Source organism: Vibrio salilacus (assembly GCF_002811245.1).
In the GTDB taxonomy this organism is placed as follows: Bacteria; Pseudomonadota; Gammaproteobacteria; order Enterobacterales; family Vibrionaceae; genus Vibrio; species Vibrio salilacus.
This window is the reverse complement of record NZ_NIVQ01000014.1, coordinates 36,933-49,477: the sequence shown is the minus strand read 5'-3', so window position 1 is coordinate 49,477 and position 12,545 is coordinate 36,933. Positions and strand designations below refer to the sequence as shown.

At 43.9% G+C, this 12,545-nt stretch carries 12 protein-coding genes; 3 read left to right on the top strand and 9 right to left on the bottom strand.

Going from position 1 to position 12,545, the window contains the following annotated elements; all coding sequences use genetic code 11:
* Positions 1 to 8: 8 nt before the first annotated feature.
* Together CDZ87_RS11055 and queD are read right to left on the bottom strand one after the other, a co-directional pair.
* A complete protein-coding gene (locus CDZ87_RS11055) occupies positions 9 to 1,163 on the bottom strand; it encodes an amino acid permease (protein WP_100753604.1) in 1,155 nt (384 codons plus the stop codon).
* A gap of 430 nt (positions 1,164 to 1,593) precedes the next feature.
* Positions 1,594 to 1,959: a 6-carboxytetrahydropterin synthase QueD gene (gene queD / locus CDZ87_RS11050; RefSeq protein ID WP_038172492.1), complete on the bottom strand. Its 366-nt coding sequence runs from the start codon at positions 1,957 to 1,959 to the stop codon at positions 1,594 to 1,596.
* 291 nt (positions 1,960 to 2,250) lie between these two features.
* Here queD and CDZ87_RS11045 point away from each other — a divergent pair, with 291 nt between their 5' ends.
* Together CDZ87_RS11045 and asnS are read left to right on the top strand one after the other, a co-directional pair.
* Positions 2,251 to 3,864, top strand: coding sequence for a methyl-accepting chemotaxis protein (locus CDZ87_RS11045; protein ID WP_100753603.1), 1,614 nt, complete (start codon positions 2,251 to 2,253; stop codon positions 3,862 to 3,864).
* A gap of 180 nt (positions 3,865 to 4,044) precedes the next feature.
* Entirely contained in the window at positions 4,045 to 5,445 is a 1,401-nt protein-coding gene (gene asnS, locus CDZ87_RS11040; protein ID WP_100753602.1) for an asparagine--tRNA ligase, read from the top strand.
* Positions 5,446 to 5,600: 155 nt separating this feature from the next.
* On the opposite strand, the gene CDZ87_RS11035 is transcribed toward asnS, so the two are convergent.
* Both CDZ87_RS11035 and CDZ87_RS11030 read right to left on the bottom strand, forming a co-directional pair.
* Complete coding sequence (locus CDZ87_RS11035; RefSeq protein WP_100753601.1) at positions 5,601 to 5,813, bottom strand: hypothetical protein; 213 nt, start codon at positions 5,811 to 5,813, stop codon at positions 5,601 to 5,603.
* An 81-nt stretch (positions 5,814 to 5,894) separates the two neighbouring features.
* Entirely contained in the window at positions 5,895 to 7,295 is a 1,401-nt protein-coding gene (locus tag CDZ87_RS11030; protein WP_100753600.1) for an aminotransferase-like domain-containing protein, read from the bottom strand.
* Between the two features lie 189 nt (positions 7,296 to 7,484).
* On the opposite strand from CDZ87_RS11030, the gene CDZ87_RS11025 reads away from it, so the two are divergent.
* Entirely contained in the window at positions 7,485 to 7,784 is a 300-nt protein-coding gene (locus CDZ87_RS11025) for a hypothetical protein (protein WP_100753599.1), read from the top strand.
* Between the two features lie 60 nt (positions 7,785 to 7,844).
* On the opposite strand, the gene CDZ87_RS11020 is transcribed toward CDZ87_RS11025, so the two are convergent.
* The 5 genes from CDZ87_RS11020 to CDZ87_RS11000 are packed head-to-tail and all read right to left on the bottom strand — an operon-like array spanning position 7,845 to position 12,519.
* Entirely contained in the window at positions 7,845 to 8,918 is a 1,074-nt protein-coding gene (locus CDZ87_RS11020; protein ID WP_100753598.1) for a protein-glutamate methylesterase/protein-glutamine glutaminase, read from the bottom strand.
* Between the two features lie 34 nt (positions 8,919 to 8,952).
* Positions 8,953 to 9,432, bottom strand: coding sequence for a chemotaxis protein CheD (locus tag CDZ87_RS11015; RefSeq protein ID WP_245834698.1), 480 nt, complete (start codon positions 9,430 to 9,432; stop codon positions 8,953 to 8,955).
* Between the two features lie 41 nt (positions 9,433 to 9,473).
* Positions 9,474 to 10,352 carry a CheR family methyltransferase gene (locus tag CDZ87_RS11010; RefSeq protein ID WP_100753596.1) on the bottom strand — a complete coding sequence of 293 codons (879 nt, stop codon included), beginning with the start codon at positions 10,350 to 10,352 and terminating at the stop codon, positions 9,474 to 9,476.
* Positions 10,336 to 10,884 carry a chemotaxis protein CheW gene (locus CDZ87_RS11005; protein ID WP_245834694.1) on the bottom strand — a complete coding sequence of 183 codons (549 nt, stop codon included), beginning with the start codon at positions 10,882 to 10,884 and terminating at the stop codon, positions 10,336 to 10,338. Before CDZ87_RS11005 ends, CDZ87_RS11010 begins: the two co-directional genes overlap by 17 nt.
* A 15-nt stretch (positions 10,885 to 10,899) precedes the next feature.
* On the bottom strand, positions 10,900 to 12,519 hold the full coding sequence (locus tag CDZ87_RS11000; RefSeq protein WP_100753595.1) for a methyl-accepting chemotaxis protein: 1,620 nt from the start codon (positions 12,517 to 12,519) through the stop codon (positions 10,900 to 10,902).
* Between the last annotated feature and the right edge of the window lie 26 nt (positions 12,520 to 12,545).

Sequence of the window (12,545 nt, the reverse complement as noted above, 5' to 3'; positions counted from 1 at the left end):
TTATTGCATCACATCAGCTGTGAGGTAATAAGAAACACGCCAAACAATAAGCTAAAGATCAGCATGAACGCACCTCCTTCAGCTCGATATCGTTGCGACATGATCTCTGCTTGGCGTGCTTTTATCACCATGATTAACGGCATGCCAACGGCTAACAACACGAGAATAATCCCCGCATAAGCCAGTACTGACAAAAACTTATCCGCTGCCCCTATCGCGCCAAGCAATGGTAATATAAAGGTAACCACGTAAATCAGCGTGCGATTGCTACCCAGCGCATCACTGTTTTGATGAAACAAAGCCATCGCCACGCCAAAAAATGATGTCAGTAACGCCAAACCAGTAAACAGTGACAATACGTTCCCTATCCATGGGGTTTGCTGCTGAAAAACACTTATCAATTCAGACACATTAGTAAACTGTTTTAATTGCTGTGCTGGCAAGCTCCCTACCACGGCAAACAACCAACACAAGTAACAAACTAAGGGAATAATTGAACCAAGTATGATCATGTTTCTTAGCTGTTTGTCGGTCGCTTCATTGTTGTATGTAACCAAGCTTGGGATAACGACCATAAAACCAAAACTGGTGAATAGCACCGAACTGGTTTCGATTAAACTAAAGTGATCGTGATTACTCACCTGCTGTAACGCAGTAAAAGAAAACTGTGGTAAAAGCGCGCCGAGTGTTAAAAATAAACACAAGACCATCACCATAAACAACACGCGATTAAGCTTGTCAAGCACGCCGGTGCCACAGGTAACGATTGCACCTGCCGCTAAGGTAAACATTACTTGGCTTTCAACCTGACTCAGAGTTAGGCCAACGCTGGATAATAATTGTGCTAACAAATCGGCAGCACCCAGAATATAGGCCATTAACAGACAGATAAGCAGCGCATACAACAAGCTGTTACTTAGCCATTGGCCGCTTCGGCCCAACAGTTTTTTCGCGATCGAATTAAGCCCAATGCCACCATCTGATTTGATGGTCGCTTCAAGTAACAACAGCGCGGCATAGGTAGTACCAAACCATATCAAGGCCATTAACAAAGAGCCATAAGCTAGGCCAAATTGAGCTAATACCATAGGTATAGCTAGCATACCGGCACCAAGAGCGGTCCCCGAAATAATGAGCGCACTGCCCAATAGTTTTGTGTTCATTTTCTGTAAAACCGTAATAATTAATTATTTTTGACTGTATGTGGGTATTTTGAGCACAGGTATCGAAAGCAAAGATCAATACAAGGTGCTAAATCGAGAAAATGAATAGGACGGTAAATAGGGGCTGCGGCAAAGTGCGGAAAACAGTGATAAGAAGTAAGATTGGCAAATGAAAACCGCGCGATGTGGTGATCCTTCTGTCGGCTCTATTATCGGTGTCGTTATTTTGAAAATCACTTTTGTATCCTAACAAACAACCATCCGCTGGCTGATATAATAGCGCTTCATGCTCTATGTCATCTCACATCGAGATATTTTTATCTTATCGTCAAAACAAACGATTGCAACTGACGAGCAGTCAAGTGACTAAAGTTCAGGCAGTTAATAGTAATAAAAAAGCGAAGTCTGTGCTTCGCTTTTCGATTAACCGTTAGGCTTCGCCTTTATAGATACAACCTGCGGTACAGGTTTCTTTGATTTCGATTTTGCTCAGGAGTGGCAAGCTTGGTTTCAGCTCATTCCAAATCCATTTAGCAAGGACTTCGCTAGTTGGGTTTTCTAACCCTTTAATATCATTTAGGTAATAATGATCAAGTCGGTCGTAAATCGGTTTAAAGGCGACTTTAATCTCTGAAAAATCGATCACCCAGCCTGTATGTGGATCCACCTCACCTTCAACATAAAGGCGAACTAAAAAAGAGTGCCCATGGAGACGACCACATTTATGGCCTTCCGGAACATGCGGAAGATGGTGCGCCGCTTCAAACATAAACTCTTTGTATAATTCTGTTTTCATCTTAGATCTCAGGCTTGTCAAAACAGACGCAATACTAAGGAATAACGACAAATGAGACAAGCTTTGCTCTCGACATTCGGCCACTTATTATGTGATTAAACGATACCCTGCCCCTAGCACGTCAATTTCACGTTGCCGCGTCAATTTTTTGATTACATTACGCTTACATCACATTTACAATACCCTCGAGGAGAGTAAGGTCACAGTATAAAGTTCGCTATCTTTTTTTCTGCTAGTAGATAAGACAAGATCTTGAAGTTAATTCCAATAATTCTAAATAATAAGTCTATCATGCGCTTAACAATTACAACCAAGTTGCTTATCACCCTTTTGACCGTGTTCGGACTGGTATTGGTCGCATCAACAACCTACCAATACCTCCAACAACGTGAACTTATCAACTCAGTTTTAACTGAACAATTGCACGATAAAGCGAGCAATTATTTCGATAGCTTAAATATGATGATGCTAACCGGAACCATGGCTCAAAAAGAGACATTGCGCCAAAAAGCGCTGGCACAAGACGGTATCGAGCAAGTCAAAGTTTTGCGTGCCGATGCCGTCAACAAACTGTACGGCCCGGGTCAGGACAATCAAGTTCCGATCGATGAAATAGACCGACGTGCGTTGGCGGGCGAATTGGTGATCGAGCCTATTGCTGCCGATTGGGGTAAAGGGATTGTGGTTGCTTTGCCGATGAAGTCTAGTGAAAACTACCGCGGAACTAACTGCGTGGCCTGCCATATGGCCGCAGAAGGTGAAGTGTTGGGCGCGATTCGACTTGAGTACAACCTTTCTCATGTTAATCAATTAATCAGTCAGCGAGCGTTTATCGCTTTAGCGATCATGTCTGCGTTTGGTTTCGTCGGCTTCCTTATTACTATGGCACTGATTCGTAAGATAATTGTTCGCCCGATTCAAAAAACGTCCGGGTTTATGCAAAGCTTGAGCGCAACAAAAGATTTAACCCAACGCCTAGACGCTACGCAAAAAGACGAAATCGGCCAGCTTTCTGGCGCGATTAACTCGTTTATGGATACGGTGAACGACAGCCTTGAACAAGTTCAAACTACCTCGCATAAAGTGGCGGTTAGCGCGACTGAACTGACTCAGGTGGCTCAGATGACTGACTCTGCCGCCGACAATCAGCAACGCGAAACCTCAGACGTTCAAGACCACATCGAAAATATGCAAGCGCAGCAGGCTCAAGTCGAGCAAGCCACCAAAGAGGCCTCTTCTTTGATCACCCATACAACTACCATTGCCAATCAAAGTGCTGGGCAAGCACACAACGCCAGCCATGATATAAAATCCTTGGTCGATGATATTGAACACGTCAAAGACAGTATCGTTTCCCTCAATAATCAAACTTCTGAAGTATCAAGTATCCTTGAGGTCATTAAAGGCGTTGCTGAACAAACCAATTTACTGGCGCTCAACGCTGCGATCGAAGCGGCGCGCGCGGGCGAACAAGGGCGTGGCTTTGCGGTCGTAGCCGATGAAGTACGTAATCTCGCTAGTCGCACCGCAGAGGCCACCAGTAGCATCGAAACCATTATTTCTCAGTTCCAACATGACAGCCAAACCTCGTTGAACTCTGTTGACAGTGTATGTAGTACTGCCCACCAGCGTTCGACAGAAGTTGAGCAGCTTTCACAAGCGATGTCGGGAGTGGTAAAAGAGATGCAGCAAGCACTGTCACACGCCAATAGTATCGAACAGCAAACCAATACGTCCGCAGCCATCAGTAAGGAGGTACAAGGTAAAGTGCAGATCATTACCAAACATGCTAACCAAACTAGCGAGTCAGCGGCTCAAACGCATCACATCAGTATGAATCTTGAGCAACTTTCCGAACATTTGGCGGCTCTGCTTGATCAATTCACCCTTTCAACCAAAAAATAGCCATTTATAGGCTATTTTTGTCCGACTAAACGACAATAAAGGTTGAAGCTTAGTAATTGAAAGGTAATATGTCTCATTGAAGTACTAGAATTCTATCCAACCCAATGTTTGTTCATTATTTATTCGTAAACTAATGTCACATTGGGTTGAATTTTCATCTCAATGGGGAATATTTACAACATGACTTACGCGCCTGTATCAGACGTTTTGAAAGGTCAGCTAGCAGTAGACAGTGAAGTCACTGTTCGTGGCTGGATCCGTTCACGTCGTGATTCCAAAGCTGGAATCTCTTTTCTCGCCATTTATGACGGCTCTTGTTTCGACCCGATTCAGGCCGTGGTCCCTAATAATCTCAATAATTACGATAACGAAGTACTCAAGCTAACCACTGGCTGCTCTGTTGAAGTAACAGGTAAAATTGTTGCGTCTCCTGCCAAGGGCCAAGATTTTGAGTTAGCGGCTACTGATGTAAAAGTAGTCGGTTGGGTTGAAGATGCAGAAACTTACCCAATGGCGAAAACTCGTCACTCAATTGAATACCTTCGTGAAGTTGCACACCTACGTCCACGTACAAATGTGATCGGTGCAGTAGCGCGTGTTCGTAACTGTCTTTCACAAGCGATTCACCGCTTCTACCACGAACAAGGTTATTTCTGGGTGTCAGCACCACTTATCACCTCGTCTGATGCTGAAGGTGCTGGTGAAATGTTCCGCGTATCAACGCTAGACATGGAAAACCTACCTCGAACAGAGCAAGGTAATGTCGATTACAACGAAGATTTCTTCGGTAAAGAGACGTTCCTAACCGTATCAGGTCAGCTAAACGCAGAAGCCTACGCTTGTGCACTAAGCAAAGTTTACACGTTTGGACCTACTTTCCGCGCTGAAAACTCAAACACCAGTCGCCACCTAGCGGAATTCTGGATGGTTGAACCAGAAGTTGCGTTCGCTGATCTCGACGATGTGGCTAAATTGTCTGAAGATATGCTTAAGTATGTGTTTAAAGCCGTACTTGCTGAGTGCCGCGATGATCTTGAGTTCTTTGCACAACGTATCGACAAAGAGGCGATTACACGCCTAGAGCAATTTGTTTCATCTGACTTTGCCCAAGTTGACTACACTGACGCAATTCAAATCTTGATTGAATCAGATCGTGAGTTTGAGTTCCCTGTTGAATGGGGTATCGACATGTCTTCTGAGCACGAGCGTTTCCTTGCTGAAGAGCATTTCAAAGCACCAGTTATCGTTAAGAACTACCCGAAAGACATTAAAGCGTTCTACATGCGTCTCAATGAAGACGGCAAAACTGTAGCGGCAATGGATGTCCTTGCACCGGGTATCGGTGAAATTATTGGGGGTTCTCAGCGTGAAGAGCGTCTGGACGTCCTTGATGCACGTATGCGTGAAGTCGGTATCGACCCTGAACACATGAACTGGTACCGCGACCTACGCCGTTACGGCACAGTGCCGCACGCAGGTTTTGGTTTAGGTTTTGAACGCCTTGTTTCTTATGTAACAGGCATGGGTAATGTTCGTGATGTGATTCCTTTCCCACGTACGCCACGCTCAGCTAACTTCTAACCTGCCGAACAACGTTTAGGTTATAGCGTAAAAAGCCTTCATATTGTGAAGGCTTTTTTGTGTCTATCGTTACTAGGGTAACCGATGTGGAGTCAGCTAGTTTCATCATGTTTGTTGTTGATGTCTCTAACCTAAATGATTAAGCAAGACACCCATTAATGCTTATCATCAGGCCCTTTTACAGCGTAACGGATGCTGTATAAGCAAAGCCCAAACATAATGAAAGGGATCGCTGCTGCGGTGTACTCTGTCCAGATTAATTCAGCAAACCCTTTCGCTAAAATAACATGACCAAATACTAAGAGTGCTGCGCAAATAACCGCAATGATGATCAGGCGAGATTCACGTTTTGACTTCGTTGCTTGCATACTTGTCCCTCAATAATTCCAACGACACTATTTAATCACGCAAGCTACATTCTGTTACGATACAGTTAAACGGAAAAATGACTAAACAGTTGCTTGTTGACGTATCAATAAACCTATTCGACTAAGAGCCTGCTCAAGTTGTTCACTCGGCGCTAACGACACATTCAATCTCATGCAATGACGGTATTGGGGCTTACTAGCAAACAGACCACCATATGCAATAGAAATTCCATCAGCCAATGCCTGAGCGTAGACTGAATAACAGTCAATATCGTCAGCCAATTCTAGCCACACAAAGTAGCCGCCCTCGGCATGATGCAGGGTGATATCAGCAGGGAAATATTGTCTAATCATCTCGATGGTACTAGCCTGGCGCAGTTGCAACGCCTTACGTAATTTACGCAAATGGTTATCGTAGCTTTCATGTTGTAGATAATGCGCGATACCTTGTTGTACTGGAGCGCTCCCGGACAGTGTTGATAGCATTTTCTGCTTCTGCAGTCGGCCATTGAAACCTTGATTGACCACCCAACCGATGCGGTAACCAGGACAAAGCGATTTCGATAATGATCCGCACAGAAGTACCCTATCCTGCTTGTCATAATATTTGAATGGTTTTAGCGAGGTCGCAGTAAACCCAAGTTCAGCGTAAACATCATCTTCAATAATCGCAACATGGTATTGATTGGCCAGCTCCACCACTCGCTTTTTTCCTGCATCACTTAAACAAGCGCCTGTTGGGTTTTGAAAGCGTGACATTAACCAGCACGCTGTGACTGGTTGAGATTGCAGTGCGCGCTCTAAAGAATTTATACATAGACCAGACTGAGGATCAACTGGCACCTCAATCACGTTTAGACCCAGCCTCTCAACGGCTTGTCGTGCACCATAAAATGCTGGCGACTCAATCACTACAGTATCACCCGCCTTACATAACGTGGCTAGGCTAAGGTTAAGCGCTTCCATCGCTCCTGAGGTAATCACAATATCTTGATGCGAAACGGTGAGTCCATTAGCCAGGTAACGCTGGGCTATACTACGGCGTAGAGACTCGTTTCCCGGAGGCATATTATGCAACACACTTTCAACGGGAAGTTTTCGCCCTGCGCTTGCCAAATGACGGTTGAGCAGTGCTAACGGAAACAAATCGGGAGAAGGAAAAGCGGCCCCAAGCGCGATGCTGGCTTGATTGCTGTCTTTGAGGTAGTCATACAATTCATCGTGATACGACGTTACTGTGGTAGGTAAAGCTGGCTTCGCATAATGATGTGCAAGTCTCGATGCAACGAAATACCCCGATTGCGGCTTTGCGATAAGCCAACCTTCGCCCTCTAATCGCTGATAAGCTTGCAATACGGTCGCGGCACTCACTGCATAACTTTTACTCGCGGCACGAATGGAAAGTATTTTGTCACCTGGACGCCATACCTGCTGCTCGATTTGCTCTTGGATTGTCTGGGCCAACTGTTGATAACGGTTCATAACTTCCTCAGCTTCACTACGTCAGCTTACCACAAGCAAGTAAAACTCGTCCTCCAATCAACGACACAAAAAGTGATTGTGTTAGGCGAACTCTATTTATTGAAGCAAATCACATTAATACTTGGCGATTTTGTTACATTCATCAGGTTAAAGTGATCAAAACAACCTTAGATTAGGGACAAGATGATAATGAAAAAATACGATTCCTCGCACATCGAGTACAAAGGCGAAACTAACGGCGTACACAGTTGGATCGCGCCAAGTGGTCAGCCATACTACTGGCACCCTGACTGGCTCCATATTGCTGAAGATGCCATGGGATCTCACCCGAAACAGAAAGTTGATGTTTCTACAGGCGATAAAGCCAATAAAAATCATGCTATAGCGGCAATTTTGTCGCATATCAATCAATGGGCTTCCGACAAACTTGCTCAACATCCAGAAATAGAATCCGAAGCCATCGAATATCAAATTGACTTAAAAAAGTAAAAATGATGACTTGTTGACCACTGTTCAGCAAGTCTTTTTCAACTGATATTTAGTGACGAATTATTGGTGTCGTGATGAGGCGCGCTGCAATATTTCTTGTGCTATTTGATTAAGCGGCAGCACAGAACAAACACCACCCCGTTCAATTGCCTCTTTAGGCATACCAAAAACAATACAACTTGCTTCATCTTGTGCAACAGTAAACGCACCGTGCTCTTTTAACATCTGCAACCCACGCGCACCATCATCTCCCATACCTGTCAAAATAAAACCAACAGCGTTTGGGCCAGCTTGTTTTGCTGCTGAACGAAAGAGTACATCAACCGATGGCTTGTGCCTGTTGACAGCTGGGCCATCCTTAATTTTCACTTGATAATGAGCACCACTTCGGTTCAGTTGCATGTGCCGACCACCAGGTGCGATCAAAGCTAAACCTGGAAGAACTCGGTCACCATGCTTTGCTTCTCTGACTTCTATTTGACACAGTCCATTGAGTCGATCAGCAAACATCGCTGTAAACTTTTCGGGCATATGTTGCACTATGACAATCCCTGGAGAGACGGCCGGTAATGCGGTTAATATTGCTTCTAAAGCTTGCGTGCCCCCTGTAGATGTACCGATCACGATCACTTTTTGAGTGGTTTTTAAGGCAGGTGAAGAATGAGTAATCGCTTGCACTGTAGCCTGCACTTTTTTTACAGCATTATGGCTTGGCTTAAAAATATTTTCTAACTTAGCTTGCGCGGCCGCTCTTACCGCATTGAGTAGCTCCTGCCGGCTCTCTTGCAAAAAGTCTTTCAATCCTGCTTTAGGTTTGGTGATAATGGTCAAGGCTCCCGCTTGCAAAGCTTGTATTGTCACTTCCGCCCCTCGTTCAGTTAATGTCGAGCAAATAATGACTGGTGTAGGATGATCAGCCATTAACTGTTTTAGGAACGTAATTCCATCCATGCGAGGCATTTCTACATCTAAAATGATCACGTCTGGCCATTGAACGGCCATTTTTTTTAGTGCAAATATAGGGTCAGAAGCGGGAGCAAGCATTTCAATATCAGGTTCATTCTTTAACAAAGCGCTGATCACTTGCCGAACAACCGCGGAATCATCAACGATTAGTACTTTTATTTTTTTCATTCAATGCCTCTGTAATTAACTAGCTAATAACAGATTAATAAGCGATTTCTCTTGCATAAGAGCGACCATATTGAACCCAGACATCACCATTTTGGACATCAAGACACACTTTCCGATAGCGATTCCCACCGACATCATGGCAATGGATACGAAAGTCATGCTCTTGCAGTAGCTGCATACCCAACTGTATATTTTGTTGGGCAACATTGATCACAGCGGTTTTCTCATAGTTTACTGAAAACATAGAGCTTCCTCCGAACACTTTAACAACACAATCCTTAGGGTTAATATGATACCGCCTGCACTGAAGGGAAAAATACGCAACAACATCACTGGCATAGTAACCTTCAGGTTGCTTCGCCTTTTCAGTATTGCCGATAAAGCGCTGACTGAGTAAATAGTGAGACATACCGACCAACTGGGTTTTTGGGTGCCATAACGTAATTGCAACGCACGAGCCGAGTAATGTATAAATACAACCTTGATGATGGCCAAAAAACATCTCACCTGGCATCAGATTCAAAGCCTCTCTTTTAGACAAAAATGCCATTTCCATTAGTCCGCATTGCTCCGCTTTTGATAGATTGATGGCTGTAATAATTGCAACTCATTACAATCGAGCCCGTTTAATGTTTCAGAATGACCGATGAGCAAGATCCCCCCATTTTTCAATCGACTAGCCACATTAGTAATCACTCGTTGCTTAGTACTTTTATCAAAATAAATCATCACATTACGTAAAAAGACCAAGTCAAAGAGACCAAGGTCGTCTAGGGAGCGTTGTAAATTTGCCCGTTCAAATTTCACATGACTTCTTAATGAGTGAACAATTTTTAATGTATCTTGCTTAGAGCCAATCCCTTTTCGACAATACTTTTTAAGGTAAACCTGCGGTATGTGTTCATGACGTAACATCGGATAAATCCCTTGCGATGCAATATGCAATACTTGGCTATTTATATCGGTACCAACTATTTGCCATCTCCCTGGGTAATGACTATCAAGAAGCATTGCCAACGAATATGCCTCTTCGCCCGTAGAGCTTGCTGCACTCCAGCAACGAATCGGTTGTCCCGCCCACGCAGCGAAAAGGGAGTGTTGGATATAGGTAAAATGCGCTTCTTCTCTGAAGAAATAGGTTTCATTAGTCGTCAGCAAATTGATCACACGCTGCTGTTCAAGTTTACGTTCCTGCTGATTAGTAAATGTCGTCAGATATTCAAAATAGTCTCGATATGTAGTCACACCGAGCTCTCTTAAGCGACTACTCAAACGTCCAACCACCAGTGCTTTCTTAGTCGGGGTAAGTGAAATGCCCGCGGATTGGTATATCCAGTTGCGATATAATTCAAAGTCAGCATCACTAATGGTCGACGTCTGGCCAACCATTTGATGAACAAATGCTAGATCCTTCTGCTCACCTTGCGAGTTCATTCTGTTCTTTAACCTGTTCCATCATGGCCAACTCTTCGACAGATAACACTTTATCTTCGGCTAAAATAATGACGAATTCGTCCTCTAACTGTGCCATCCCCCTGATAAATTCAGTGCGGATTTTAGTACCAAAATTAGGTGCAGGTCGCATCAGCTGGTCGGATATTTCGATCACTTCAGAAACACTATCAACCATCACCCCTAAGTCTTGATGATGGTCTTCATTCGTTACTTCAATAATCACCACACAAGTTTTCTTATTCACCTCTTGCGGTTTCAGATAAAAGCGTCTGGCTAAGTTAACAACAGGAACGACTTCTCCACGTAAATTAATGATACCTTGGATGTAATCAGGCATCATTGGCACTTGAGTTACTTTCCCGTACTCCAATATTTCCTTAACATGCAAAATGGCAAATGCATACATGTCACCATTAAGCAAGAATGTTAAATATTGTTGATCTTGCGCCATATCAGTAGTGGATGGTGTTAAGATCTTCGATTTCGCGTCGACTGGAATAAGATTAGCCACATTCACCTCCATAGACTAAAAGCGGACATATTCAGGTTCATCATCCATCGAAACCAAGTCGATATCTTTTTTCTGTTTAGGGCTTTGCATATCATGGAGAGTTGAATGATGACTCTCTGCCTCATGTCGAGAATTTTCCGTTTTAAAGAAGGTCATAAGCTGCTGAAGTTGCTGGCCTTGGCTACTCATTTCTTCTGAAGTCGACGCAAGTTCTTCTGATGCCGAAGCGCTTTGCTGAGTGATACTATTGAGTTGCTCCATCGCCTGATTAATCTGCGTTGCTCCGGTCGCTTGCTCCATTGATGCGGCGTTGATTTCTTGAACTAAATCGGACGTTCTTTGGATAGAAGGCACCATTTCATCCAATAACTTCCCGGCTTGCTCCGCCAGGCCGACGCTGTTTTTAGCGACCTCACCAATTTCTTGGGAAGCAATCTGGCTACGTTCAGCCAATTTTCTCACTTCAGCCGCAACCACCGCAAAACCTTTACCATGTTCACCGGCTCTAGCCGCTTCAATAGCTGCATTCAACGCAAGTAAGTTAGTTTGGTACGCGATATCATCGATAATGCCGATTTTTTCAGCAATTGATTTCATTGCCGAGACCGTTTTATCCACGGCTTCTCCACCTTCTTTGGCTTCTTTAGCCGCTTTACCAGCCATGCTATCGGTGACTTTGGCATTTTCAGTGTTTTGTGCAATGGAGGCTGACATTTGTTCTACGGATGACGTAGTTTGCTCAACACTCGCTGCTTGTTCACTAGCACCTTGACTTAAGTTTTGTGCGGTCGCAGAAACTTCTTCAGAAGCGGAAGCCAAAGAGTTACTGGCGCTATTCACTTCTCCGACAATATCAGATAACTTAGCCACCATTTTCTTCATCGCTGCTAATAAACGTCCTAGCTCATCGTTGGATGTGACTTCTATTTTTCCAGTCAGATCACCAGTCGCTAACTTGTTGGCTAGAGACACAGCTTGCTCCAAAGGATGGCAAATACCTCGAATTAAAGTTGTTGCGAAGCCGATACCAAAAAGTAATCCTAATACAATTGAGGCAATGGCAATCGTTTGTATATTGTCATAAAGCTCAACTTCAAGATAATAGACATTCTCCGCTTCATCGGCTTGCAACTGCATTAGCGCATTTAATGTTTTTTCAACCGGCACATAGAGCGGGCGAACTTTGTCCACTGCAAGCCGAGTTGCTTCTGCAATATCAGAGCGTCGTAAAGCGTCCATTGTTGGCATGAGGGCTTGCTCAACAAATGCTTTGTTTTGTACTTCAAACTGTTTCGCAAGCTCTGCTTCTTTAGGTGTGAGTCGGGTTAATTTATATTGCTGCCATGTTTCATCAATAACTTTGAGATGTTCTTCAACTACCTCTATTTGAGTTCGAATGATCTCCGGTTCAGGATACAGCTGTGAAAATGCCAGCGCGATTCGATTGTTTAAAAAACGAATTTTTATGTCACCGATAGAGAGTGCCGGAACCGTTCGGTCATAGTAAACCGTTTCTAGGCCATGTAATGTTTTTTGCATGCCGTAAAGACCTAATGAACCAACCACAATGAGTAACAAACTTAAGACGCCGACCAGCATAGTCAGTTTGAATTTTACTGAAATATTTTTGAACATAGCCTATTCCTTTCTGACGATGTAAT

What these genes read in the sequence shown, in the direction of transcription:
- CDZ87_RS11055 (WP_100753604.1), bottom strand. Translation starts at nt 1,163, where the DNA reads ATGAACACAAAACTATTGGGCAGTGCGCTCATTATTTCGGGGACCGCT.
- queD (WP_038172492.1), bottom strand. Translation starts at nt 1,959, where the DNA reads ATGAAAACAGAATTATACAAAGAGTTTATGTTTGAAGCGGCGCACCAT.
- CDZ87_RS11045 (WP_100753603.1), top strand. Translation starts at nt 2,251, where the DNA reads ATGCGCTTAACAATTACAACCAAGTTGCTTATCACCCTTTTGACCGTG.
- asnS (WP_100753602.1), top strand. Translation starts at nt 4,045, where the DNA reads ATGACTTACGCGCCTGTATCAGACGTTTTGAAAGGTCAGCTAGCAGTA.
- CDZ87_RS11035 (WP_100753601.1), bottom strand. Translation starts at nt 5,813, where the DNA reads ATGCAAGCAACGAAGTCAAAACGTGAATCTCGCCTGATCATCATTGCG.
- CDZ87_RS11030 (WP_100753600.1), bottom strand. Translation starts at nt 7,295, where the DNA reads ATGAACCGTTATCAACAGTTGGCCCAGACAATCCAAGAGCAAATCGAG.
- CDZ87_RS11025 (WP_100753599.1), top strand. Translation starts at nt 7,485, where the DNA reads ATGAAAAAATACGATTCCTCGCACATCGAGTACAAAGGCGAAACTAAC.
- CDZ87_RS11020 (WP_100753598.1), bottom strand. Translation starts at nt 8,918, where the DNA reads ATGAAAAAAATAAAAGTACTAATCGTTGATGATTCCGCGGTTGTTCGG.
- CDZ87_RS11015 (WP_245834698.1), bottom strand. Translation starts at nt 9,432, where the DNA reads ATGCCAGGTGAGATGTTTTTTGGCCATCATCAAGGTTGTATTTATACA.
- CDZ87_RS11010 (WP_100753596.1), bottom strand. Translation starts at nt 10,352, where the DNA reads ATGAACTCGCAAGGTGAGCAGAAGGATCTAGCATTTGTTCATCAAATG.
- CDZ87_RS11000 (WP_100753595.1), bottom strand. Translation starts at nt 12,519, where the DNA reads ATGTTCAAAAATATTTCAGTAAAATTCAAACTGACTATGCTGGTCGGC.